The organism is Pseudomonas sp. WT-JTC, assembly GCF_056711565.1.
Map to the genome: position 1 here is coordinate 1,481,498 of NZ_CM160042.1, position 21,735 is coordinate 1,503,232.

The window sequence follows — 21,735 nt, forward strand, 5'->3', positions numbered from 1 at the left end:
GCGGCTCGCAACTCGCTCCATAATATAGCTGGAGCGCGCAGCGGCGATGCTGGAACGGGGCCTGGGAGGCCGAAAAGGGAGGCTGGAACCCGGCGTACAAGCTGATCAGTACCGATCAAAGTCTGAAGGGTAGCGAAAACCGGCGCCAAGGGGAATGGCGGCAGCACAGTACTTCGCTTGTGCAAGCATCTTGGCGCCAGTACCATTACGGCTCTCTTTTTCCGGCAGGAGCGGTTTCATGATTGCGGGCAGTATGGTGGCACTGGTCACACCCATGGATGCACAGGGGCGTCTTGACTGGGACAGCCTCAGCAAACTCGTGGACTTCCACCTTGAAAACGGCACCCATGCCATTGTCGCCGTCGGCACCACCGGCGAGTCGGCAACGCTTGATGTAGACGAACACATCGCCGTCATCAAGGCCGTGGTCAAGCAGGTCAACGGTCGCATTCCGGTCATCGCCGGCACCGGCGCCAACTCGACCCGCGAAGCCGTCGAGCTGACCCGCAACGCCAAGGAAGCCGGCGCCGATGCCTGCCTGCTGGTCGTGCCGTACTACAACAAGCCGACCCAGGAAGGCCTGTACCTGCACTTCAAGCACATCGCCGAAGCGGTCGACATCCCGCAGATTCTCTATAACGTTCCCGGCCGCACCTCCTGCGACATGCAGGCCGAGACCGTGATCCGCCTGTCCACCGTGCCGAACATCATCGGCATCAAGGAAGCGACCGGCGACCTCAAGCGTGCCAAAGCCATCCTCGATGGCGTCAGCAAGGACTTCATCGTTCTTTCCGGCGATGATCCGACCGCAGTCGAGCTGATCCTGATGGGTGGCAAGGGCAACATCTCCGTTACCGCCAACGTCGCTCCGCGTGAAATGGCCGATCTGTGCGAGGCCGCCCTCAGGGGTGACGCCGAGACTGCGCGGGCCATCAACGAAAAACTGATGCCGCTGCACAAGGACCTGTTCATCGAAGCCAACCCGATTCCGGTGAAGTGGGCTTTGGTTGAAATGGGCCTGATGCACGAAGGCATCCGCCTGCCGCTGACCTGGCTGAGCGCACCTTGTCACGAAACGCTGCGCACGGCCCTGCGCCAGTGCAGCGTCCTGGTTTAATTGAGGAAGTACAACGCATGAAGCGAATGGCCGGACTTTCCGCACTTGCCTTGATTATCTCCAGCACCAGCGGCTGCGGATGGATCTGGGGCCCGGAAGGTTATTTCCGTGACCGCGGTAGCGATTACCTGGAAGCGCAACAGACTGCACCGATGCAAATGCCACCGGATGTCCGTGCTGCCAAGCGTCTGGATCCGCTGTTGCCGATCCCGCGCAACGTGGCTGATGACACCGCCAAGGGCGAGTACGTCGTTCCTCGGCCGCAGCCGCTGACCGCCGCTGCCGACGCCAGCGCCTACTCCCTGCAGAAGAGCGGCGGTTCCAGCTCCATCCTGGCCCAGAACCCGCCGGCCGAAGTCTGGCCTGTGGCTGTTCAGTTCTTCCAGGACAACGGCTTCCGTCTGGATGAACAGCGTCCGCAAACCGGCGAATTCACCACGACCTGGCAACATTCCGACGAACTGTCCGCGGCCGTGGGCAAACGCCTGAGCGCGGCCGGCGTCGGCACCGACAGCGAAACCCGCGTGCGGGTGCGCATCGAGCCGGGCGTGCAGCGCAACACCAGTGAAGTCTATGTGGTCAGCGCCGAGCGTCCTGCCGGCAGCACCGCTGACGTGGCATTCACCAACCGTTCGGTCAACACTGGCCTGGACGCGGCGCTGGTCGACGACATGCTCGCGAGCATGAGCCGTATCTCGGAGAAGGGCGGTTCGGTGTCGATGCTGGCTTCGCGTGATTTCGACGCACCCAGCCGTGTCAGCCTGAGCGAAGACGGCAGCGGCAACCCTGTGCTGAACGTCGGTACCGACCTGGATCGTGCCTGGGCGAGCGTCGGTCGTGCGCTGGAACAAGGCGAATGGCGCGTTGAAGACATCAACCGCAGCCTGGGCCTGTACTACATCAACCTGGCAGAAAAAGCCGAGAAGAAAGACGACAAGCCAGGCTTCTTCAGCAGCCTGTTCGGCAGTGCGCCGAGCAAGGAAGAGCTTGACGCCCGCGCCGAGCGTTATCAGGTTCGCCTGAGCAAGGTTGGCGAGAACGTCCAGGTCACCGTCGAGAAAAACATCAACACCGTGGCGCCGGCAGATGTGGCGCGTAAAGTGTTGAGCAAGATTCAAGACAACCTGGGCTGATCCTATGCGTTTTGCCGTTCTCGGCAGCGGTAGTCAAGGGAACGGCACGCTGGTAGCCAGCGCTGATACGTACGTCTTGGTCGATTGTGGTTTTTCCCTGCGGGAAACCGAAAAACGCCTGCTGCGCCTGGGTGTGAACCCTGCGCAGCTGAGCGCGATACTCGTGACCCACGAACATGCCGACCACGTGCATGGCGTGGGTTTGCTGTCTCGGCGCTACAATCTGCCTGTCTACCTCAGTCGCGGGACCTTGCGCGGGATGCGCAAACCGATTGAACCCGCAGGCTTTCTGGCCGGCGGCGAGCAGCTGCAAATCGGCGACTTGAGCATCGGTGTCATTGCCGTGGCCCACGATGCACAGGAACCGACGCAATATGTATTCAGTGACGGTGAGCGGCGCTTTGGGCTGTTGACCGACCTGGGTTCGTATTGTGACAAGGTGCTGGACGGTTATCGGGACCTCGATGCGTTGATGATCGAGTCCAATCACTGTCGTGACATGCTGGCCCGCGGTCATTACCCGTACTTTCTCAAGCAACGGGTGGGCGGTGAGCTGGGGCATTTGAATAACCATCAGGCGGCATTCCTGGTGGCCGAGTTGGGCTGGAAAGACCTGCAACACCTGGTCCTGGCCCATCTGAGCAGCAAGAACAACCTGCCGCAGCTGGCCCGGCAATGTTTTGTCGACACCCTCGGGTGCGACCCGGACTGGCTGCAACTGGCCGATCAAGATTCAGGGCTCGACTGGCGCCACATCGCCTAGCCCATCTACTTAGCAAGCGGAGCCCATCATGGAAAAACGTGAAGAACTCTACCGCGGCAAAGCCAAGTCGGTTTACAAGACCGACGACGCTAACCGCCTGATCCTGCTGTTTCGTAACGACACCTCGGCGTTCGACGGCAAGCGTATCGAACAGCTCGACCGCAAAGGCATGGTGAACAACAAGTTCAACGCCTTCATCATGCAGAAGCTCGAAGCTGCTGGCGTGCCGACCCAATTCGACAAATTGCTGGGCGACAACGAATGCCTGGTGAAGAAGCTCGACATGATTCCGGTCGAGTGCGTCGTGCGTAACTACGCCGCTGGCAGCCTGGTCAAGCGCCTGGGTGTCGAAGAGGGCATGAAGCTCAACCCTTACACCTTCGAGCTGTTCCTGAAGGACGACGCCAAGGGCGACCCGTTCATCAACGAATCCCACGTCGTGGCATTTGGCTGGGGCACCGCCGAGCAACTGGTTCGCATGAAAGAGCTGTCGCTCAAGGTCAATGAAGTCCTGAGCAAACTGTTCGACGACGCCGGCCTGCTGCTGGTCGACTTCAAGCTGGAATTCGGTGTGTTCCACGATGGTTCCATCGTTCTGGGCGACGAATTCAGCCCGGACGGCTGCCGTCTGTGGGACAAGGCGACCGGCAAGAAAATGGACAAGGACCGCTTCCGTCAGGGCCTCGGTGATGTCATCGAAGCTTACGAAGAAGTCGCCAATCGTCTGGGCGTACCGCTTTAACCGACGCAAGCATCTGAAAGCACAGAAATATTTCGCTTGGGGGGTTCGCTTCCTGCGAAAGTGTTGTTATGATGCGCGCCGTTGGAGAGATGCCAGAGTGGCCGAATGGGACGGATTCGAAATCCGTTGTACCTTCACCGGTACCTAGGGTTCGAATCCCTATCTCTCCGCCATTACATGGAAAAAGCCCCGTAGCTGAAAAGCTACGGGGCTTTTTCGTTTCTGAGGCCTTTTTCAGTGGTCTCTCGCTGCCGGCATCCCGCCCCGGTACTGGAAACTTTGTCGAACCAGGCACCGCATCCAAGTGGGAAAACATAAGCCTGTTTCCAGGAAAACTGCTCGCTCAGAGCGGCTTTGTTGCAACCCGCCTTACGGCTGGGTATGGCCCGGTTTTCCCTTGATCAGTTCCTGGACGTCAGTAAACGGCCTCAATCTGTTGAACTTGAGTTGGATAGACGGCAGTCGCGCCAGCTACCTAAACTGTCAGCAGATTTGGGGATCGGGGACAGTGGATGAATCGCAACGAACTTCGCAAGGCCGATATCAACCTGATGGTGGTATTCGAAACACTGATGCTCGAGCGCAATGTCACTCGGGTGGCGGAAAAGCTGTTTCTCGGTCAACCAACCATCAGCTCCGCGCTTAACCGCTTGCGTGCGATGTTCAATGATCCGCTGTTCATACGTGTTGGCCATCGCATGGAGCCGACGGCGCGGGCAGAGGAGATCATCAAGCACCTGTCGCCGGCGCTGGATTCCTTGTCCGTGGCCTTGAGCCTGACCCATGATTTTGACCCGGCCAGCAGCACGATGTCGTTCCGCATCGGGTTGTCCGACGATGTCGAATTCGGGCTGTTGCCGCCATTGCTGCGGGCTCTGCGCCAGGAGGCACCCAACGTGGTGTTTGTGGTGCAGCATGTCGATTACTGGCGAATTCCCGACTTGCTGGCATCCGGCGATATCACGGTGGGTATCAGCCAGACCCGCGGCCTGCCGGCCAATGCCAAACGCAAGTTGCTGCGGCACATCCAGCCCAGCATTTTGCGCGCCGATGCCTCGGATACGCCGTTGACCCTCGATGAATATTGCGCGCGACCGCACGTGCTGGTGTCCCATACCGCCAATGTCAGTGGCTATGCCGACGAGTGGCTGGCGGATATCGGTCGCACGCGCCAGGTAGTGCTTTCGGTGCCGCAGTACAGTGCACTGCCGGCCCTGCTTGCCGGCACCGACCTGATTGCCAGCCTGCCGGATTACACAGCCGAGGCGATGGCCGCGTCGGGAGTGCTGTTCAAGGAGCCCTTTCCCTTCAAGACACCGACCCTGGACCTGTCCATGGTCTGGCTCAGCCATGTCGATAGCGACCCTGCCGAGCGCTGGCTGCGTTCGCGCCTGGAGGCGTTCATGAGTGAGCGTGCCGTATTGCCGCTGCCCGAATGAACAGGGTGGCGCTGTGTTATATGTACGACCTTTCCACCCCACTTGAAGGAAGCAACTCATGCCTCACCTGCACATGGAATACACCGCCAACCTGACTGATCTGAATGCCGATGTGGCATTGATGCGGTTGAACAATACGCTGGTGGGTTCCGGTCAGTTTGCTGCCGAATTCGACATCAAGAGCCGCGCGATCAAAGTCGAGACGTTCAAGGTTGGCACGGCATTGGCTGAGCGGGCGTTCGTGCATGTGAAGCTGGCGCTGTTGAGCGGTCGTTCCGCACAGATCAAGCAACAACTGTCTGAAAGCCTGCTGGCGGTGGTTCAGGACCTGTGTGAATGGCCGAGCGACATTGAAGTCCAGCTGTGCGTGGAGATTCTCGACATCGATCGCGATTCCTACAGCAAGACCGCCATCAGCCACTGAGTATCAGGCGCTTTGCTGTTCGACACAGGCCTGGATCACTTGCTCTCGCAACCAAATGTTGGCGCTGTCCTGATCGACACCCTGGTTCCACTGCATGTCTAGGGTGAACCCCGGCAAGCCCTCGGGCGCTTCACAGTGATCGAAGGTGTCCGCACCGGCCAGCAGTCGCTGGATGCGTCGGGGCAGGGTCAAGGCATAGTCGGTGCCGGTAATCAGCTTCAGCGCTGCGCTGTAGCTGTTGGCACGTGCGACGATCTGGCGCTGTCGAGACTGCCGCGCGAGCCAGCCGTCGACCATGTTGGTGGCGGACGTCCAGGGTGTCGGGAACACGTGTCGACGTTCGACATAGGTTTGCAGGCTCAAGCGTGGTTCCGCCGGCGTGGCGCGTTTGTCGAAAACACACACCAGATCATCTTCGAGCAGCGTCTGCGATCTGAAATCGACGTGACTGCGATGAAAGTTCGGACCGAAGCACATCACCAGGTCGAGGCTGCCTTCGCGCAACGCTCTGGCAGGAATATCGGCTTCGAGTTTGACCACGTTGATCATCACCGGGAGATCGGCAAGGTCGAAGGTTTTCAACAGGCGCGGCAGGATCAGTTGCTCGAAGTATTCCGGTGCGCAGATGTTGAAGGTCACGGGCTGCAGTCCAGGGTCGAACGTGGGTGAGCCGGTGTGACACAGGTTGATGCTTTCGAGGATTTTCAGCACGTGAGGGTACATCGCGCCGGCCTTGCGGGTGGGCTGCATGCCGCCGGTACGGGTATTGATGAACAGCTCGTCCTCGAAGCCGGTGCGCAGTTTTTTCAGGCAGTAACTCACCGTGGACTGGCTGACGCAAAGCGTCTCGGACACCTCGGTGACGCTGTTTTGCTCGTACACGGCGACGAACACCATGAGGTCCTGCATGTCGAGTTTTCTAAGCGAATTACTGTTCAGCATCCATTGCGTCTCGCTGCGTCCCTTGCGCTGACCGTGTGCAAGGATGAGCGAGTGATCCTAGCGGAATGAGGGAGCAGGGAGAATGCCTCGCCGGAAGTTTCGCCCAAGGCCCTTTCAGCCCCGGACCATCGCCGACACGGCGCGGCGGCTGGACATCAACAGCGCGAACATGCCGACACCCACCAGTACCGCGCCGGCCAGCTCCAGCGGCAGCGGCATCTGGCGCCCCCAAAGCCAGTGGAACATGGTGATGAACAGCGTGCTCAGGTAGATGTAGGAAATCACCGAGGACGGTGCGATCACACCGATGGCCCGATGCAGCAGCCAAAACGTCGCCAGGGTGGCAAACACCGCCAGGTACATCAGCCAATAAAAATCGTTGAGCGTCAGTAATGATGCCGAGCGCCAACCGCCGCTGAAGCCACAGAACGCCAGCAGAAACAGCGCACCGAACAGCATGTTCCAGAATGTCATGGACACCGGCCCGCGGCCCTTGAGGCTATTGGCTTTCAGGCGTTGGCTGAGGGGGGCGTAGAGTGCCATGGCCAGGCAGCCGATGCCGTACACGGTCAATGCATAGGGTGATGGCAATTCGCCGGGGCCGCCGCCTTTCATGATCAGCAACACTGCGCCGGCAGCGGCGAGCAGCATCGGTACAATCCGTTTCTTCAGGCTGTCGTCAGGTGTCAGCACGGCTTCGAAAACCAGGGTCATCAGCGGCACCAGGGTGAACATCGTCCCGGTGTTGACGGCCGAGGTGTAGCGCAATGCTTCGAACAGTGAGCCGAAGTACAGCGCCAGCAGCAGGCCGAGCACGGCGTGACCGAGCAATGCGCGGGCGGTCATGACGGCATCGCCTTTGAGCAGCAACAGCGGCAGAAACACCACGGCGCAAAACAACAGGCGCAAACCGGTCAGCAGGATCGGGTCGATGGCCTGGCTGACTTGTGCCGCTGCGGAAAACGATGCAGCGATCAGCAAGGCCCAAAGCAGCATACTGGCGTGAGCGGCGGCGATTCCGGTGGTTTTCATGGCGGGCTCCGGGTCAATGGATGTGGCGGCTGTAGTGCCTTGGGTTGAAGCGCAAAACCATCAACATCATCAGCGCCATGACCGCCGTCAGCGACCACCAGGCCCATTCAAAGCTGCCGAGCCGGTCGCGAATTATCCCGGCCAGCAGCGGCGACAGGCCGGCGATCAGGTAGCCGATGCCTTGAACGAACGCGGTCAGGCCACCGGCGCGCAAGGGATTGTCCAGGTGATCCAGCGATACGATCAGGCTCATCGGAAACAGGCCGCCAATGCCCAGCCCCAGCAGGCATGGCCACATCAGGCTCAAATGCTGCGGGGTCAGGATCAGTCCGCAGAAACCGGCGATGATCAGTGCAAGCAATACCATCAGTACGATGCGGCGGTCGCGGCTGCGATTGGCGATGAGCGGAGTCAGCAGCCCCGACAGCACTTCCATGGCAGTCAGAAATCCCAGCAGCAATCCGGCGTGCTGTTCGCTCCAGCCCTTTTCCACGTAGTACGGCGCCAGCCAGGCCAGAACGCAGGTGTAGGACGCAGTGCCCAGGCCAAAGAAAATCGCCAGTAGCCAGGCACGGGAATTGGCGAAGAACGAACCTCTATTTGAAGCCTTTGAATCCAGTGTCGGCATCTCTGCCCGTTGGCTGCTCCAGCACAGCAATGCCAGCACGGCGAGTACCGCCCAGATCGCCAGGCCCATACGCCAGCTGCCGGTTTGCTCCATCACCAGCGGCGCAAAGGAAGCACCCATGGCGGCACCGCCCATGATCGACGTGACGTAGAGCCCCATGCACAAGGCAACGTGGTCGCTGAAGCGGGATTTGATCAGCGTTGGCATCAGGGCCTGGATCAGGGCAATCCCGATACCTGCCAGCACTGCGCTGAGGAGCAACTGCGCTGCTGAATCAAGGAACAGCCGGGAAACCGTGGCGAGGCCGATGATCAGCAGCGAGAACATCACCGTGCGCTGATCTCCAAGTCGCTGGCTGATGCGCAGGCCGACAAACATCGCCAGTCCCATGGCCATGACCGGCAACAGGGTCAGCAGTGAAGCCAGGCTGAAGCTCAGGGGGATTTCGACGCGAATTGCCGAGAGCAGAGGCCCGACAGCGGCCATGGAGGGGCGCAGGTTCAGGGCAACCAGGACAATGCTGAACATCAGCCACAGGGCAGGGCGGGCGGTGGCGCGAGTGTTTTCCATGATCGGACCTTGAACAGTAGGGGTCCGATTAGGCGCGCGAGTCCTGGAGGCCGCAAATCAGAAAGTCTGGTGTGGTATTTAGAAATTAAATACAAGTCACTGCAATGCAGCCCCCCACACGGGGGGCATCACTGAACAGCCAAATGTTTAGCCAGACTACATCCAAGGTTCTTCAAATCCTGATTTAACGACTTGATCCATCGTGTGAGGCTGCGGGTCATCTGTTTTCTGCGGTTCTCCCTATGGACGGTTGGCCAGTCGCAATCCACTTCAAGGCATCCACCGACGCTCGAGCGTCGAGCCTTGGTCGTCGATTCACGCCCGCCATCGCCCCCAACCTCTCTGCACTTCCTTCTGAACTGGCCTTCTGGGCGCTGTGGCATTGCCGCCATGCGCGCCCGCCGGATTCCTGCTTTTTCCGCTGATTGTCCCTACCTGTTCCGGTTGATGCCGGGATTGACGATCGGGTGCTTTTGCGTACCCGTCTGACACGGAAAAAGAGAACTCCCATGAGCAGTGCCACCCCCTCGTTTGCCACCAGGCTTGAAGCCCTGACCTTTCTGGAACAGAACCCGGATATCGAAATGTTCGAGCTGTTCATCCTCGACAACAACGGGGTGCCGCGGGGCAAGTTGCTGCACCGTGACGAGTTGCTGGCGGTGTATGAAAGCGGGCGGCCTTTGCCGAGTACCATCCTCGGGCTGACCATCAACGGTGATGACGTGGAAAACTCAGGGCTGGTCTGGGACGTCGGTGATATCGACTGCCGGGCCTACCCGATCAGCGGCAGCCTCACGCGTATGCCGTGGCGTCTGATACCGACTGCGGCCGTGCAGGTGAGCATGCACCCGACGCAAGGAATGCCCGCCACCATTGCCGATCCCCGTCATTTGTTGGCGAAAGTCATCGAAGGTTTGCAGGCTGACGGCTATTACCCGGTCATGGCGGCGGAACTGGAGTTCTACCTGCTGGATCAGCAACGCGACGGCAATGGCCGGCCTCAACCGGCACGGGATGTCGATGGCGGACGTCCGCGCGGCACTCAGGTCTATGGTTTGCGCGAGCTTGAACAGATCGAACCGTTCCTGGCCGATCTTTATAGCGCCTGCAAGCTCCAGGGGATTCCTGCACGCACGGCCATTTCCGAATACGCACCGGGGCAAGTGGAAATCACCCTGGAGCACCGCACCGATGCGTTGCTGGCGATGGACGAAGCCGTGCGCTACAAGCGTCTGGTCAAGGGTGTGGCGCACAAGCACGGCATGACAGCCTGCTTCATGGCCAAGCCTTTCGATGACCTGGCCGGTACCGGGATGCACATGCACGTGAGCCTGGCGGACAAGGACGGCAACAACCTCTTTGCCAGCGAAGCCCCGGATGGAACGCCACTGCTCAAGCAGGCTGTCGCCGGCATGCTCGGTACCTTGCTCGATTCGCTGTTGCTGTTCTGCCCCAACGCCAATTCCTATCGTCGATTCCAGGCCAACAGCTATGCGCCTCTGGCGGCCACCTGGGGCGTGGACAATCGCACCGTGAGCCTGCGCGTACCCGGCGGGCCGGCGTATTCCCGGCACATCGAGCATCGTATTTGTGGCGCAGATGCCAATCCCTATCTGGCGGCTGCGGCGATACTGGCCGGTATTCATCGCGGTATCCGCGAACAACTCGACCCTGGTGCGCCGGTGGAAGGCAATGGCTACGCCCAGGCTGCGAAACTGTTGCCGACAGACTGGCTGACCACATTGCGCTCGCTGGAAGGTTCCGGTTGGGCCCGGGAAGCGTTCGGCGGGGAGTTCCTCGGAGTCTACCTGGCGGTGAAACGCGCCGAATATCGCCAATTCATGGGAGAGGTCGGTGAGCAGGACTGGCGCTGGTACTTGCACCAGGCTTGAGTCGAAGCTGAACCATTCTCAAACAGTCTGAAAGTTTCAGGCTGGTTTTATAAGCCAACTAATTGTTGGCTTCTTTTTCACAAAAAATTGATGGTTGGCTACCTAAAATTAGAGCTGCCTCGGTAAATGAAATTTTCACATTTACCGAAGGCACTTCTTTTCAGGACCCGCCGAACCTCATGCTCAAGATTAAAGCCGTGCGCCCCGAATGGGTGACACTGATTGCCAGCGCATTTTTGTTAGTTGGCTTCAATTTTGTACTCTGGCAACACCTGTTCGAAATCACCGCATCCGATGGTAAAGGCATCGTCATGCGCGTGGCCTTCGGGGTGATGATCTTCGCGGCCTTCAACATTGTGCTGACCCTGCTGGCCTTCCGGCCGGTGCTCAAGCCGGTCCTGACCCTGCTGTTCATGATCAGCGCGGGCGTGGCGTATTTCATGAGCCAGTATGGTGTCCTGATCGACACCGGCATGTTGCGTAACTTTGCGGAAACCAATGCTACGGAAGTGCGCGACTTACTGTCGCTCAAGTTGTTTGTTTATATCGTGCTACTTGGTGTTTTACCGACTTGGCTGTTGTGGAAGACACCGATTGATTACCGTCGTTGGCACCGTGAGCTACTGAGTAAAGTCCTGGTGGCTTTTGCCTCGGCAGCGGTCATTGGTGGTGTTGCACTGGTTAACTACCAGGGCCTGTCCTCGCTGTTTCGCAATCACCACGAATTGCGCCTGATGGTGGTGCCAAGCAACTACATTGGTGCCTCGGCCGGTTTCTTGCGTGAAAAAGTAGCCACTGCACGACAGCCCTTTGTCAAAATTGGGGAAGATGCCCAGCGCAATCTGGCCTGGCAAACCCACGGGCGCAAATCCCTGACTGTTCTTGTCGTGGGTGAAAGTGCCCGGGCAGAGAACTTCGGTATCCTTGGCTATAGCCGTGACACCACGCCGAAACTGAGTAAGGAAGACGGCCTGATCGCCTTCACCGATGTGCACTCCTGCGGTACTGAAACTGCTGTATCGGTGCCTTGCATGTTCTCCAACATGGGACGCAAGGACTACAACGCCAGCAAGGCAAAGAACGAAGAAGGCCTGCTGGACGTGCTCAAGCATGCGGGTATCGACGTGATCTGGCGTGACAACCAGTCAGGCTGCAAGGGTACGTGCGATCGCGTCACCGTTGAAGACGTCAGCAATCTGAAAGATCCGGCGCTGTGTGCCAACAGTGAATGCCGCGACGAAATCCTGCTGCAAGGACTGCAACATTTCATCGATACCCTCGACAAGGACACGGTATTGGTACTGCACCAGATGGGCAGCCACGGTCCGGAGTACTTCAAGCGTTATCCGAAAGAGTTCGAGCGCTTCACCCCGGTTTGCGAGAGCAATGCCCTGAACAATTGCAGTCGCGAAAGTATCGTCAATGGCTACGACAACACCCTGGTATATACCGACCATGTGCTGTCTACCCTGATCGATCTGTTGCGCAGTAACCAGGACAAAGTGGATACCGCGATGCTGTATCTGTCGGACCACGGCGAGTCTCTGGGCGAATACAACTTGTTCCTCCACGGCACGCCTTACATGCTGGCACCGGAGCAGCAAAAGCATGTAGCCATGTTTGCGTGGTTCTCCGACAGCTTTAAGAAGTCGTTTGCGGTAGATACCCACTGCCTGCAACAGAGTCGTGAAAAGCCCTTGAGCCAGGACAACCTGTTCCATTCGATGCTCGGGCTGCTGGAGGTCAACAGCAAGGTCTACAACCAGGATCTGGACATGTTTGCCGGATGTCGTGGTCCAGTGGCCGACGGTGTGTTGGCCAAAGATTGAGTGCTCCGGTTTTGTTTCACGCGGCGGCCGCGGACCTGCGGCCTGTAGAACTTTTATCAAGAGCCATTGCACATGTCCGCTCAACCCCCATCCGCCATCGAGCTTGAGATTGCCCGACGCTACGATCAGGAGCACGCGCGCGTCTGCCTTCAGCCGCAAGCGCCGGGCCTGGCCGGGCGTCTGGCGCTCTGGCGTGAGGAGCGTTTGGTGCGCAATGCACTCAAGGTCGCCGGCGAGCCGGGGTTGATCCTCGACGTGGCCTGCGGTGTGGGGCGTTTCTGGGCGGTGCTGGCCGAACATGCCAATCGGGTGATTCTCGCGACGGATCCGTCCCAGGACATCCTCGATCATGCCCGCACACATCACCCGCAGAGTCTGTTGAAGCGGATCAAGACCTTTCAAAGTTCCGCGTTCTCGATTGGCTTGTCGGAGAACGCGGTTGACAGCATTTTTTGCATGCAACTGTTTCAGTACCTTGCCAATCCGGAACATCGACTGGCGATGCTTGGCGAATTTTACCGGGTCAGTCGCGATACGGTGATTGTCGCGGTGCGCCTCGACAGTCGTTTCAAGGGCGCGCGTTCAGGCGTGGAGGGGCCGTTCCCGAGCAAGGCCGAGGTGGAAAGCGAGTTCAGGCAGGCGGGTTTCCGTTTGCTCAGCCATCAGGACTTTTTGCCCGGCTGTGCGCGGATGCGGATCTACGTGCTGGGTAAGACCAGCTAGCCCGACGTTGTCGGACTATTCTTCATGTCACGCAGTAATTTTCGCTAATGCTCTTGTTCAGTGGATGCGCGGAAATCGCCGGGGGCGATATATACTGCGCGCCATTCTTCAAGGGAGAGCCGTGTGGCCATCGATATTCACTGGATTCGCGACAACGATAGCCTCGGACGGTTGTGTGCCGAGTGGCAGCAGTTGCCATTCGTTGCCCTCGACACCGAATTCATGCGGGTCGACACCTTCTACCCGATCGCCGGCCTGCTGCAGGTCGGTGATGGCGAACGCGCCTACCTGATTGATCCGCTGACCATCGACAACTGGCAACCCTTGGCCGCGTTGCTGGAAAACCCGGCCGTGGTCAAAGTTGTCCACGCGTGCAGCGAAGACCTCGAAGTCCTGCTACGCCTGACCGGCAGCCTGCCGGCGCCACTGTTCGATACGCAGCTGGCTGCCGCTTACCTGAACCTCGGTTTTTCCATGGGCTATTCGCGACTGGTGCAGGAAGTGCTCGGCATCGACCTGCCCAAGGGTGAAACCCGCTCCGACTGGCTGCAACGCCCGCTTTCCGAAACCCAGATCAGCTATGCGGCCGAAGACGCCGTGCATTTGGCTGAAGTCTTCGTAAAGCTGCGTCCAAAGCTGTCTGACGACAAATACGTCTGGGTCCTGGAAGACGGTGCCGAACTGGTGGCCAACCTGCGCCGCGAGATCGACCCTAACGAGGTCTATCGCGATGCCAAGCTGGCCTGGAAGCTGTCCCGCGCCCAGCTCGCCGTTTTGCGTGAGCTCTGCGCCTGGCGCGAAAAGGAAGCTCGCGCCCGTGACCTGCCTCGCAACCGGATTATCCGCGAGCATTCGCTGTGGCCATTGGCTCGCACGCAACCGGACAACCTCGGTGCCCTGGCGAAAATCGAAGACATGCACCCGCGTACCGTGCGTCAGGACGGCCAGTTTCTGCTTGATCTGATCAAGCGCTCTGGCAGTGTGTCGCCTGATCAATGGCCGCCAGCCGTGCCAGAGCCATTACCGGTTGACGCTGCCGTGCTACTCAAGCAGCTCAAAGCCATCGGCCAGGCCGAAGCCGAGCGCCTGAGCATTGCGCCGGAACTGATGCTGCGCAAGAAAACCCTGGAAGCGCTGCTCAAGAGCGGCTTCCCCAATGGTCCCTACCAATTGCCTGATTCGCTGCGTGGCTGGCGCCGCGAATTGATGGGCCAGGCGCTGCTCGACAGCCTGGCCACCGCCGGAGAACAGCCTTGAAACGTATTTGCTCCATCTACCGCAGCTCGAAGAAAAACGAAATGTACCTGTATGTGCTCAAGAGCGATGCTCTGGAGCGCGTGCCGGATGCCCTGATGGCAGCCTTCGGCAAGGCCATCCACGCGTTCGACATGGTGCTGACCCCCGAGCGCAAGCTGTCGCGTGAGGACATCGCGGTCGTACTGGAAAACCTCGAAAAACAGGGTTATCACCTGCAAATGCCGCCTGCCGAAGACGAGTACATCGAGCACTTGCCGGAAGAGTTGTTGCGTCGCAACGATCCGGTGTGAGCGGCAGACAGGCTCTGTTCAGAGTGGTTATGAAACACTGATTGATTTTAGCGATGGCAGCATCGATGGAGCACAGCTCTGTCGGCGGCCGTCTGCACCGTTTTTGAAAGGTTTGAAGCATGCGCGTCCTGATTGCTGAACACGACCACCCTGTGTACGCCCGACTGTTGCGCGAGGCGGCACCGGATCTGGAGGTGCTGACCAGCGGTGACTCCGCCGAACTGGCCAGCCAGGCCGCCGATTGTCCGGTGTGGCTCGGCCAGCCTGATTTACTGGCGACCCTGTTACGCCAGGGCCATCAGCCGCAATGGCTGCAATCGACCTGGGCCGGCATTACGCCGCTGCTGGCCGATGGTTTGCCGCGGCACTATCGGCTGACCCGTGCAGTCGGCATCTTCGGCCAGGTCATGGCCGAGTACGTGCTCACGTATATGCTCGGTCACGAGCGTGAAGTGCTGGCGCGACTGGTCAGCCAGGTCGAGCGCAAATGGGACAGCCGCCATGGCCAGAGCCTGGCGGGGCGCAAGGTGTTGATCGTCGGCACGGGTGACATCGGTCAAAGTGTCGCGCAGTTCCTCGTGCCGTTTGGCGTCGAGTTGTATGGCGTTGCCAGCAGCGCGCGTCAGCAGGCACCGTTTATCGAAGTCGGTTCACTGGCGGACCTGCCGCGGCTGGTCGGTGAGGTCGATTACGTGGTCAATCTGCTGCCGAACACGCCGGACACCCACGATATCTACGATGCGGCGCTGTTCAGGCAATTCAAGCCGACCGGGTTGTTCATCAATGCCGGGCGCGGTGTGGCGGTGGTCGATGCGGAACTGGTGGATGCCTTGAAGGAAGGGCATCTGGCGGGTGCGGTGATCGATGTATGCCGTCAGGAACCATTGCCCCAGCGTCATCCATTCTGGACGGCCTGGGGCCTGCTGCTGACCGGCCACAGTTCGGCACCGACTTCGCCGTCGATGATGGTGAAGCTGTTTGTCGAAAACCTGCGGGCGTATCAGGCGGGAGAGGCGTTGCGCGGGGAAGTGGATTTCGATCGCGGGTATTGATTCGCCGCAATCAAAAATGTGGGAGCGGGCTTGCTCGCGAAAGCGTTGTGTCATTCAACATATCTTTGTCTGACACGGCCTTTTCGCGAGCAAGCCCGCTCCCACATTGGTTTTGCAGTGTGGCTTAGAGGGTGAAGTCGCCTTCAGCCGCCAACTCGCTCAATGGACGACGCGGGCTGGGTTCTTCACGGGCTTGCAGGTAGTCCGCCAGGCTTGCCTTGTCCCCCAGCTTGCCCACCGCGACGGCGGCGTGCAGGGCGTAGCCTTCAGGAATGTTCAGCTCCTTGCGGGTCAGTTCCTGGTCGAAACCGGCCATCCCGTGGGTGTGCCAGCCGCTCAGGCTCGCTTGCAAGGCCAGGTGGCCCCAGGCGGAACCGGTGTCGAAGGTGTGCCACAGGGCCGGGGTTTCTTCGGTGGCGCCAGGCACGGCGAAGGTGGTTTTCGAAATCACGATCACCAGGGCCGAAGCGTGTTGCGCCCAGCTGCGGTTGAACTCGTTCAGCAGGCCCAGGTAACGCTCCCAGTTCGGCGTGTCGCGACGTGCGTAGAGGAAGCGCCACGGCTGCGAGTTGTAGGCCGAGGGTGCCCAGCGGGCGGCTTCGAAGAAGCTCAGCAGGGTTTCCTCCGGAATCGTTTCGCCAGTGAAGGCACGGGGCGACCAGCGATCGGTGAACTGAGGGTGAATGGCGTAATCGGCAACGCGTGGGTTGGCACTCATCAAGAGATTCCTTGCTACGTTTGAAAGTGGGAGCGACGCAAAACCCTACTTGGCAGCGCGAAAACTGACAAGCCCGTTCTACCGACAGTCGCCAATGCTTGGCCCAAGGGGCTTCGGGCACTAGACTGGCGGCCTTTTCACCACCTGATGTCGATGCTCGAACCATGGCCGCCAAAGTAGAACCGTTCTGGATACGCAAAACCCTCGATCAACTCGATCAGGAGGAATGGGAGTCGCTGTGCGACGGCTGTGGATTGTGCTGCCTGCAAAAGCTTGAAGACGAAGACGACAACAGCGTTTATTACACGCGCATCGCCTGCAAATTGCTGGACCTGAAAACCTGCCAGTGCACGGACTATCCTAACCGTCGTGACTCTGTGCCGGACTGTATCCAGCTCACGCCGGGAAAGGCCGACGAATTCAAATGGCTCCCGCCGACCTGCGGCTATCGCCTGGTCAGTGAAGGCAAGGACCTGCCGTTGTGGCATCACCTGGTGTGCGGTGATCGCGATGCCGTACATCACGAGCGGATTTCCCAGTCCGGGCGCATGCTCGCCGAAGGCAGCGTGCCGGAAGACGATTGGGAAGATCACCTGATTTTCCGCGCCGGCTGACAGCCTGACGGTTAACGTTTCACGAAGGAGTGTGTATGGCTGTGGGATGGCGGCAGGCGTGGTTCATTGGATTACTGACCGTGAGTTCGCCCGTATGGGCAGCGAACAAGGTCAATCTGGATTATCACGTGCACCTGTTGCCGCAGAGCGATCAGGCCGAAGTGCGCCTGACGCTCGCCCAGGGTTCGGCGGTGCGCAGCCTGGATTTTGACCTCGGCGATGGCAGCCGCTACAGCGATTTCAAGGCTGACGGCCAATGGCAACTGACCCCCGGCAAAGCGGCGCGAGGAGTCTGGCGTCCGACTGCTGACAAGGCCAGCCTGACCTACCGCGTGAATATCAGCCACGGGCGCAAGAGCGGCAGCTTCGACACGCGCATGACGCCAGACTGGGCGTTGATGCGCGGCGAAGATCTGGTGCCGGCGGCCAAACTCGATCAACAGGATGGCATCGAACTGGTTTCACGCCTTGAGTTCGAGCTGCCCGGTGGCTGGAAAAGCGTTGAAACCGCGTGGCCGCGCATTGGTCAGAACAAATTCCGTATCGATAACCCCTCCCGACTGTTCGATCGGCCCACGGGCTGGATGCTCGCCGGCCAGCTTGGCAGCCGCCGTACGCGTCTGGGCGAGACGGAAGTCACCGTCGCCTCGCCACTGGGGCAGGGTATGCGGCGAATGGATGTGCTGACGCTGCTGACCTTCGTCTGGCCGCAAGTGCAGGCGCTGTATCCGCGTCACCCTGGCAAACTGCTGATCGTCGGGGCCAATGATCCAATGTGGCGCGGCAGTCAGTCGGCGCACGAGTCGATCTATCTCAACAGTCACCTGCCGCTGGTCAGCGAAAGTGGCAGCAGTGCCCTGGTCCGTGAGTTGGCCCAGATGTTCGGGCGGATCAACGGCACGCAGCGCAGCGACTGGATCAGTGAAGGCTTTGCCGAGTATTACGCTATAGAACTGGTACGCCGGGCCGGCGGCATGAGCGATGAACGCTACGAGAGTCTGCACGGCAAGCTGGTCATGATCAGCCAGAAAGTCACCACGCTGCGCGGCGAGTGGATCAACCCGGCGCAGCTGGCCAGGGCAGTGGTGTTGCTGCAGGAGCTGGATCGCGAAATTCGCCTGAAAACCCATAACAAGCGTTCGCTGGACGATGTGTTGCGCGGGGCGATGCGGCAGGGGGATATCGATACCAAGGCGTTTGTTCAGCTCAGCGAGAGCGTGATCGGTGGTTCTTCAAAAGTGCTCAGTACCGAGTTGATTCAGTAACACCGCCATTCGCGAGCAAGCCCGCTCCCACATGGATTGCGCTGAACCTGTGGGAGCGGGCTTGCTCCGGGCGGCGTTCCGACGAAGAGGCCGGTTGCCTCAGCGCAAATCCGGATTCAAACCCCGGCTTTCGGCTTGCCGGTAACGTTGGCGGTTTTGGTCGCCGCCTCGGCATTGGCCTTCAACTGGCTCAGTTCTTCACCCGCCCGCTGGATTTTCGCCCGCACGTTGTTCATGTCCTGGCGGCCTTTCTCCAGCAGGCTTTTCGCCGAACTGTGGCCGGTAACGCCGCGCGCCAGGGCGACGCCGCCGATGGCCACCTGGATCAGGCCAAAGATCCCGCCACGACGCAGGCCCTTGCCCACCATCACCACGCCGCCGGCCAGGGAGCCGATGCGTTCCCAGCCCTGCACGTTTTGCCCGGAGGGGCCCTGGAACGGGGTGGATTCGATACGCTCGACGGGTTTGAGTTCGCTCATGGTCTGTCTCCAGGCTTCAGTGATCGATAGACAAGCTGACTGCCCGGGCAGGCAGCTCGTTCAATCGGATGTGCGGCGATTCAGCGGAATTTTGGCCCGGAGCGGGTATTGAGCCCCTTGGCCATGCGGTCGTAGAGCACGACGTTGACCGTGGCGGCCAGGTTCATGCAACCGGTGGTCGGAATGTAGACCACGTCTTCACACCAGTCGCGAATCTCTTTGTCCAGCGATCCGTCTTCCGGGCCGAAGATGTATAGCGCGCGATCCGGGTGGGTGTATTCCGGCAACGGGCGAGCGCCTTCGACCAGTTCCACGGCGACGGGCACACAATTGAGGGGCAGGATTTTCTTCAGGTCGTCGATGCCGATCAGCGGGATGTCGTAGTGCACGCGCTTGGTATCGGTGACGAAGTCGGCGGCGCGCTCATAGCGCTTGCCGGTGTAGAACACCGATGCCACGCCATAACAGCCAGCGGCTCGCATCACCGAACCTACGTTTTCCGGTGATTTGGGGTTATACAAACCAATGCAGCTGTACCGTTTGTCTGCCACGAGCGGGGTGCCTTTCGGGAAAAAAGCGCGATTATACGGGGATTGGGGCGGGGGTGTTCGGTTTGAGATTGGCGGTGTCGAGGCGATTGTTTTCGCGAGCAAGCCCGCTCCCACAGTTGACCGAGGAGCCCATACGGACGCGGATCAATGTGGGAGCGGGCTTGCCCGCGAAGAGGCCAGTTCAGGCGCTGAAGAGTTTCAGTCTTCCTTTTTCATCAACCCGGCGAGCGCCGCAAATGGATTATGCGTGGCCTTGGCGATTTTCGGCGTGCTGAGGGAGCCTTCGTCGAAATACTGCTGGTCGGTATACCGCGAGTGTTCGTTATCGTGGCAGTACAGGCACAACAACTCCCAGTTCGAGCCGTCCTGCGGGTTGTTGTCGTGGTTGTGGTCGCGATGGTGCACCGTCAGTTCGCTCAGGCGCTTGCCGGAGAACTCACGGGCGCAGCGGCCACAGACGTGCGGGTACATCTTCAGGGCCTTGTCGCGGTAGCCCATTTCCTTGTCGCGCTGGTTGTCGGCGAGGATGCGATCCAGCTTGGACGTGTTGGTCGGGGTGGACGAACTCATGGGTTCACCTTTGCAGAAAGACTAATGACGGTATTAAGCGAAGTTTAGCTCAGCCCTTGAGCTTCTCGGCAATCCAGATGGTGTGGCGGGTGCCCTTGTTGCCATGGGCGAAGACCTGCACTTCGTCAGCCTTGAAGCCGGCTTTCTTCAGTTTGTCGGAAAATTGCCGGTCAGCGCTGGCCGACCAGACCGCCAGTACACCTTTTGGTCTCAGGGCCTTGGCGCAGGCACTGAGGCCACCGGCGGAGTACAGCCAGCTGTTGGCTCTCTGGGTCAGGCCTTCGGGGCCGTTGTCGACGTCGAGCATGATGGCATCGAAGCCCTGGGGTTCGGCTTGCAGGACTTTGGCCACGTCTTCCATGCGAATCACCGTCCGCGGGTCGAGCAGCGGATTGCCAGCCTTCTCGCCCAGCGGTCCACGGTTCCACTCCACGACACCGGGGACCAGTTCGGCGACCACCACTTCAGCGGTCTTGCCCAGGTGCTTGAGCGCCGAAGCGAGGGTGAACCCCATGCCCAGGCCGCCGATGAGCACCCGTGAGTTTGGTCGACCGGCGACTTTGCGACACGGGATCTCGGCCAGGGCATCTTCGGAGCCATGCATGCGCGTGTTCATCAATTGTCCGCCATCGCCACCCTGGATCTTGATGACGAAATCCTCGCCGTATTCGAACAGGCACAGGGCACCGCCGTTTTCAGGAATGGGAGTGGTGTCCAGCAGAACGAAACGTTTCATGGGGCTCACTTGAAGAAAATTGGCTGCACAGGGGAGGGCAAACAGACGCAGTTGGGAGTAGCCTGTTCATGACGACAAGGCCAACGGAGCCATTGATGAAGCGCACTATTCTAACGGCCATTGCCCTGGCTGCGCTCTCGATAACTGCAGTGCAGGCTCAACAGTTGCAATCGATTCCCGTAAGCCCCGCACCGGTACCCGGTTCACCCGGCACTGCGACACCCACGCCGTACCCGCAAATCAGCCCGGTGCCTTTGCCTAAAGTCGGCCCTGGCAGTAGCGGTCCGCCGTTGGTGCCGATTGAAATGCCGAGCCCGCCGGCCAAGGACCAGCCGATACCGGGCCTGGAGCCCAATCCGCCGAAAATCAAGTCGCCGGGTGGCTAGACCTGCTGCGAAAGCAGTTGGCCGTCGGCCATGCGCAGGCGTTTGGAAAGGGACACGGCGAGGGCGCGGATGATCTTGGCGGCGATTTTCGGTGCGTCGTTGAGCATTTTTTCCAGCGAGTCCTTGCCCAGGTTGAGCAACTGGCAATTGCTTGCGGCCACGCAACTGGCCGAGCGCCGTTCGCCGTCGAGCACGGCCATTTCGCCGAACGAGCGGCCGCTGCGCAACGTGGCGATGGTGACTCGCTGCCCGTCAGCGGTGGTTTTCTGCACAGCCACCTGACCGGTATGGATGATGCACATGAAACTGCCGGCATCGCCCTCCTGGAAGATCTCCTCGCCCTGGGCAATGCTGCTGATACTGAAGTAGCCCGAAGCCGCGGCAAGGTCCGCCGGCAGCAGTTGATTGAACAGGCCGCAATCCATCAGCCAGTCGCGAATTTCGTTGTTCAGAAAAGTTGGTTCAGACATGTCGTCACGGTCTTTATTGTTGTGTCTGTTACTGGCTCGAATTTGAAGTCACCGCAAATCCCCTGTGGGAGCGGCGGTGCGGCGATCCGACTTGCTCGCGAAGGGGCAGTAAC

At 59.8% G+C, this 21,735-nt stretch carries 24 protein-coding genes and 1 tRNA gene; 16 read left to right on the forward strand and 9 right to left on the reverse strand.

Features of this window, described 5'->3' with window-relative positions:
• Positions 1-238 precede the first annotated feature (238 nt).
• From dapA to AC06G5_RS06625, 7 genes are all read left to right on the forward strand, one after another.
• Positions 239-1,117, forward strand: coding sequence for a 4-hydroxy-tetrahydrodipicolinate synthase (dapA, locus tag AC06G5_RS06595; protein ID WP_413423899.1), 879 nt, complete (start codon positions 239-241; stop codon positions 1,115-1,117).
• Positions 1,118-1,134: 17 nt separating this feature from the next.
• A complete protein-coding gene (gene bamC / locus AC06G5_RS06600; protein ID WP_413423897.1) occupies positions 1,135-2,250 on the forward strand; it encodes an outer membrane protein assembly factor BamC in 1,116 nt (371 codons plus the stop codon).
• A 4-nt stretch (positions 2,251-2,254) separates the two neighbouring features.
• On the forward strand, positions 2,255-3,013 hold the full coding sequence (locus AC06G5_RS06605; protein ID WP_085715396.1) for an MBL fold metallo-hydrolase: 759 nt from the start codon (positions 2,255-2,257) through the stop codon (positions 3,011-3,013).
• 28 nt (positions 3,014-3,041) lie between these two features.
• Positions 3,042-3,755: a phosphoribosylaminoimidazolesuccinocarboxamide synthase gene (purC, locus tag AC06G5_RS06610; protein ID WP_007944067.1), complete on the forward strand. Its 714-nt coding sequence runs from the start codon at positions 3,042-3,044 to the stop codon at positions 3,753-3,755.
• A gap of 83 nt (positions 3,756-3,838) precedes the next feature.
• A tRNA-Ser gene (locus AC06G5_RS06615) sits at positions 3,839-3,928 on the forward strand.
• A 339-nt stretch (positions 3,929-4,267) separates the two neighbouring features.
• Positions 4,268-5,194: a LysR substrate-binding domain-containing protein gene (locus tag AC06G5_RS06620; protein WP_008016001.1), complete on the forward strand. Its 927-nt coding sequence runs from the start codon at positions 4,268-4,270 to the stop codon at positions 5,192-5,194.
• A 58-nt stretch (positions 5,195-5,252) separates the two neighbouring features.
• Positions 5,253-5,618, forward strand: coding sequence for a 5-carboxymethyl-2-hydroxymuconate Delta-isomerase (locus tag AC06G5_RS06625; RefSeq protein WP_413703408.1), 366 nt, complete (start codon positions 5,253-5,255; stop codon positions 5,616-5,618).
• 3 nt (positions 5,619-5,621) lie between these two features.
• On the opposite strand, the gene AC06G5_RS06630 is transcribed toward AC06G5_RS06625, so the two are convergent.
• From AC06G5_RS06630 to AC06G5_RS06640, 3 genes are all read right to left on the reverse strand, one after another.
• The gene (locus AC06G5_RS06630; RefSeq protein WP_480459129.1) at positions 5,622-6,560 is read right to left on the reverse strand and encodes a LysR family transcriptional regulator; all 939 of its coding nucleotides are present in this window, start codon (positions 6,558-6,560) and stop codon (positions 5,622-5,624) included.
• Between the two features lie 114 nt (positions 6,561-6,674).
• Positions 6,675-7,592, reverse strand: coding sequence for a DMT family transporter (locus AC06G5_RS06635; RefSeq protein ID WP_413423888.1), 918 nt, complete (start codon positions 7,590-7,592; stop codon positions 6,675-6,677).
• Between the two features lie 13 nt (positions 7,593-7,605).
• The gene (locus AC06G5_RS06640) at positions 7,606-8,790 is read right to left on the reverse strand and encodes a cyanate transporter (protein ID WP_413423886.1); all 1,185 of its coding nucleotides are present in this window, start codon (positions 8,788-8,790) and stop codon (positions 7,606-7,608) included.
• Positions 8,791-9,299: 509 nt separating this feature from the next.
• Here AC06G5_RS06640 and AC06G5_RS06645 point away from each other — a divergent pair.
• The 6 genes from AC06G5_RS06645 (at position 9,300) to AC06G5_RS06670 (ending at position 15,833) form a co-directional block, all read left to right on the forward strand.
• Entirely contained in the window at positions 9,300-10,682 is a 1,383-nt protein-coding gene (locus AC06G5_RS06645) for a glutamine synthetase family protein (RefSeq protein ID WP_413423884.1), read from the forward strand.
• A gap of 179 nt (positions 10,683-10,861) precedes the next feature.
• A complete protein-coding gene (locus AC06G5_RS06650; RefSeq protein ID WP_413423882.1) occupies positions 10,862-12,511 on the forward strand; it encodes a phosphoethanolamine transferase in 1,650 nt (549 codons plus the stop codon).
• A 72-nt stretch (positions 12,512-12,583) separates the two neighbouring features.
• On the forward strand, positions 12,584-13,234 hold the full coding sequence (locus AC06G5_RS06655; protein WP_413423880.1) for a class I SAM-dependent methyltransferase: 651 nt from the start codon (positions 12,584-12,586) through the stop codon (positions 13,232-13,234).
• Positions 13,235-13,357: 123 nt separating this feature from the next.
• Positions 13,358-14,491 carry a ribonuclease D gene (gene rnd / locus AC06G5_RS06660; protein WP_413423878.1) on the forward strand — a complete coding sequence of 378 codons (1,134 nt, stop codon included), beginning with the start codon at positions 13,358-13,360 and terminating at the stop codon, positions 14,489-14,491.
• Positions 14,488-14,781 carry a YcgL domain-containing protein gene (locus tag AC06G5_RS06665; protein WP_008015991.1) on the forward strand — a complete coding sequence of 98 codons (294 nt, stop codon included), beginning with the start codon at positions 14,488-14,490 and terminating at the stop codon, positions 14,779-14,781. Before rnd ends, AC06G5_RS06665 begins: the two co-directional genes overlap by 4 nt.
• 119 nt (positions 14,782-14,900) lie before the next feature.
• Positions 14,901-15,833, forward strand: coding sequence for a D-2-hydroxyacid dehydrogenase (locus AC06G5_RS06670; RefSeq protein WP_413423876.1), 933 nt, complete (start codon positions 14,901-14,903; stop codon positions 15,831-15,833).
• A gap of 124 nt (positions 15,834-15,957) precedes the next feature.
• Here AC06G5_RS06670 and AC06G5_RS06675 read toward each other — a convergent pair whose 3' ends face one another.
• Positions 15,958-16,551: a nitroreductase family protein gene (locus AC06G5_RS06675; protein WP_007984791.1), complete on the reverse strand. Its 594-nt coding sequence runs from the start codon at positions 16,549-16,551 to the stop codon at positions 15,958-15,960.
• 164 nt (positions 16,552-16,715) lie between these two features.
• Between AC06G5_RS06675 and AC06G5_RS06680 the strand changes: the two genes are divergently transcribed.
• Both AC06G5_RS06680 and AC06G5_RS06685 read left to right on the forward strand, forming a co-directional pair.
• Positions 16,716-17,165, forward strand: a complete 450-nt coding sequence (locus AC06G5_RS06680) for a YcgN family cysteine cluster protein (RefSeq protein WP_008015986.1) — start codon at positions 16,716-16,718, stop codon at positions 17,163-17,165.
• A 35-nt stretch (positions 17,166-17,200) separates the two neighbouring features.
• Entirely contained in the window at positions 17,201-18,430 is a 1,230-nt protein-coding gene (locus tag AC06G5_RS06685) for a hypothetical protein (RefSeq protein ID WP_413423873.1), read from the forward strand.
• Positions 18,431-18,546: 116 nt separating this feature from the next.
• Here AC06G5_RS06685 and AC06G5_RS06690 read toward each other — a convergent pair whose 3' ends face one another.
• From AC06G5_RS06690 to AC06G5_RS06705, 4 genes are all read right to left on the reverse strand, one after another.
• A complete protein-coding gene (locus AC06G5_RS06690) occupies positions 18,547-18,909 on the reverse strand; it encodes a YgaP family membrane protein (protein ID WP_413423871.1) in 363 nt (120 codons plus the stop codon).
• Positions 18,910-18,989: 80 nt separating this feature from the next.
• Positions 18,990-19,460, reverse strand: coding sequence for an RNA methyltransferase (locus AC06G5_RS06695; protein ID WP_007911337.1), 471 nt, complete (start codon positions 19,458-19,460; stop codon positions 18,990-18,992).
• Between the two features lie 198 nt (positions 19,461-19,658).
• Positions 19,659-20,030 carry a YajD family HNH nuclease gene (locus AC06G5_RS06700; RefSeq protein WP_007898702.1) on the reverse strand — a complete coding sequence of 124 codons (372 nt, stop codon included), beginning with the start codon at positions 20,028-20,030 and terminating at the stop codon, positions 19,659-19,661.
• A gap of 49 nt (positions 20,031-20,079) precedes the next feature.
• The gene (locus AC06G5_RS06705; RefSeq protein ID WP_413703406.1) at positions 20,080-20,766 is read right to left on the reverse strand and encodes a spermidine synthase; all 687 of its coding nucleotides are present in this window, start codon (positions 20,764-20,766) and stop codon (positions 20,080-20,082) included.
• A gap of 95 nt (positions 20,767-20,861) precedes the next feature.
• Between AC06G5_RS06705 and AC06G5_RS06710 the strand changes: the two genes are divergently transcribed.
• Positions 20,862-21,152, forward strand: coding sequence for a hypothetical protein (locus tag AC06G5_RS06710; protein WP_413423867.1), 291 nt, complete (start codon positions 20,862-20,864; stop codon positions 21,150-21,152).
• On the opposite strand, the gene AC06G5_RS06715 is transcribed toward AC06G5_RS06710, so the two are convergent.
• Positions 21,149-21,622, reverse strand: coding sequence for a cyclic nucleotide-binding domain-containing protein (locus tag AC06G5_RS06715; RefSeq protein WP_413423865.1), 474 nt, complete (start codon positions 21,620-21,622; stop codon positions 21,149-21,151). The genes AC06G5_RS06710 and AC06G5_RS06715 overlap by 4 nt on opposite strands.
• Positions 21,623-21,735 lie beyond the last annotated feature (113 nt).

Bases quoted from the DNA above. Each gene is read 5' to 3' on its own strand.
- AC06G5_RS06620 (WP_008016001.1), top strand. From the start codon at position 4,268: ATGAATCGCAACGAACTTCGCAAGGCCGATATCAACCTGATGGTGGTA.
- AC06G5_RS06690 (WP_413423871.1), bottom strand. From the start codon at position 18,909: ATGAGCGAACTCAAACCCGTCGAGCGTATCGAATCCACCCCGTTCCAG.
- AC06G5_RS06710 (WP_413423867.1), top strand. From the start codon at position 20,862: ATGAAGCGCACTATTCTAACGGCCATTGCCCTGGCTGCGCTCTCGATA.
- dapA (WP_413423899.1), top strand. From the start codon at position 239: ATGATTGCGGGCAGTATGGTGGCACTGGTCACACCCATGGATGCACAG.
- bamC (WP_413423897.1), top strand. From the start codon at position 1,135: ATGAAGCGAATGGCCGGACTTTCCGCACTTGCCTTGATTATCTCCAGC.
- AC06G5_RS06680 (WP_008015986.1), top strand. From the start codon at position 16,716: ATGGCCGCCAAAGTAGAACCGTTCTGGATACGCAAAACCCTCGATCAA.
- AC06G5_RS06685 (WP_413423873.1), top strand. From the start codon at position 17,201: ATGGCTGTGGGATGGCGGCAGGCGTGGTTCATTGGATTACTGACCGTG.
- AC06G5_RS06715 (WP_413423865.1), bottom strand. From the start codon at position 21,622: ATGTCTGAACCAACTTTTCTGAACAACGAAATTCGCGACTGGCTGATG.
- AC06G5_RS06675 (WP_007984791.1), bottom strand. From the start codon at position 16,551: ATGAGTGCCAACCCACGCGTTGCCGATTACGCCATTCACCCTCAGTTC.
- purC (WP_007944067.1), top strand. From the start codon at position 3,042: ATGGAAAAACGTGAAGAACTCTACCGCGGCAAAGCCAAGTCGGTTTAC.
- AC06G5_RS06640 (WP_413423886.1), bottom strand. From the start codon at position 8,790: ATGGAAAACACTCGCGCCACCGCCCGCCCTGCCCTGTGGCTGATGTTC.
- AC06G5_RS06700 (WP_007898702.1), bottom strand. From the start codon at position 20,030: ATGAGTTCGTCCACCCCGACCAACACGTCCAAGCTGGATCGCATCCTC.
- AC06G5_RS06625 (WP_413703408.1), top strand. From the start codon at position 5,253: ATGCCTCACCTGCACATGGAATACACCGCCAACCTGACTGATCTGAAT.
- AC06G5_RS06650 (WP_413423882.1), top strand. From the start codon at position 10,862: ATGCTCAAGATTAAAGCCGTGCGCCCCGAATGGGTGACACTGATTGCC.
- AC06G5_RS06605 (WP_085715396.1), top strand. From the start codon at position 2,255: ATGCGTTTTGCCGTTCTCGGCAGCGGTAGTCAAGGGAACGGCACGCTG.
- AC06G5_RS06635 (WP_413423888.1), bottom strand. From the start codon at position 7,592: ATGAAAACCACCGGAATCGCCGCCGCTCACGCCAGTATGCTGCTTTGG.
- AC06G5_RS06705 (WP_413703406.1), bottom strand. From the start codon at position 20,766: ATGAAACGTTTCGTTCTGCTGGACACCACTCCCATTCCTGAAAACGGC.
- AC06G5_RS06670 (WP_413423876.1), top strand. From the start codon at position 14,901: ATGCGCGTCCTGATTGCTGAACACGACCACCCTGTGTACGCCCGACTG.
- AC06G5_RS06630 (WP_480459129.1), bottom strand. From the start codon at position 6,560: ATGCTGAACAGTAATTCGCTTAGAAAACTCGACATGCAGGACCTCATG.
- AC06G5_RS06645 (WP_413423884.1), top strand. From the start codon at position 9,300: ATGAGCAGTGCCACCCCCTCGTTTGCCACCAGGCTTGAAGCCCTGACC.
- AC06G5_RS06655 (WP_413423880.1), top strand. From the start codon at position 12,584: ATGTCCGCTCAACCCCCATCCGCCATCGAGCTTGAGATTGCCCGACGC.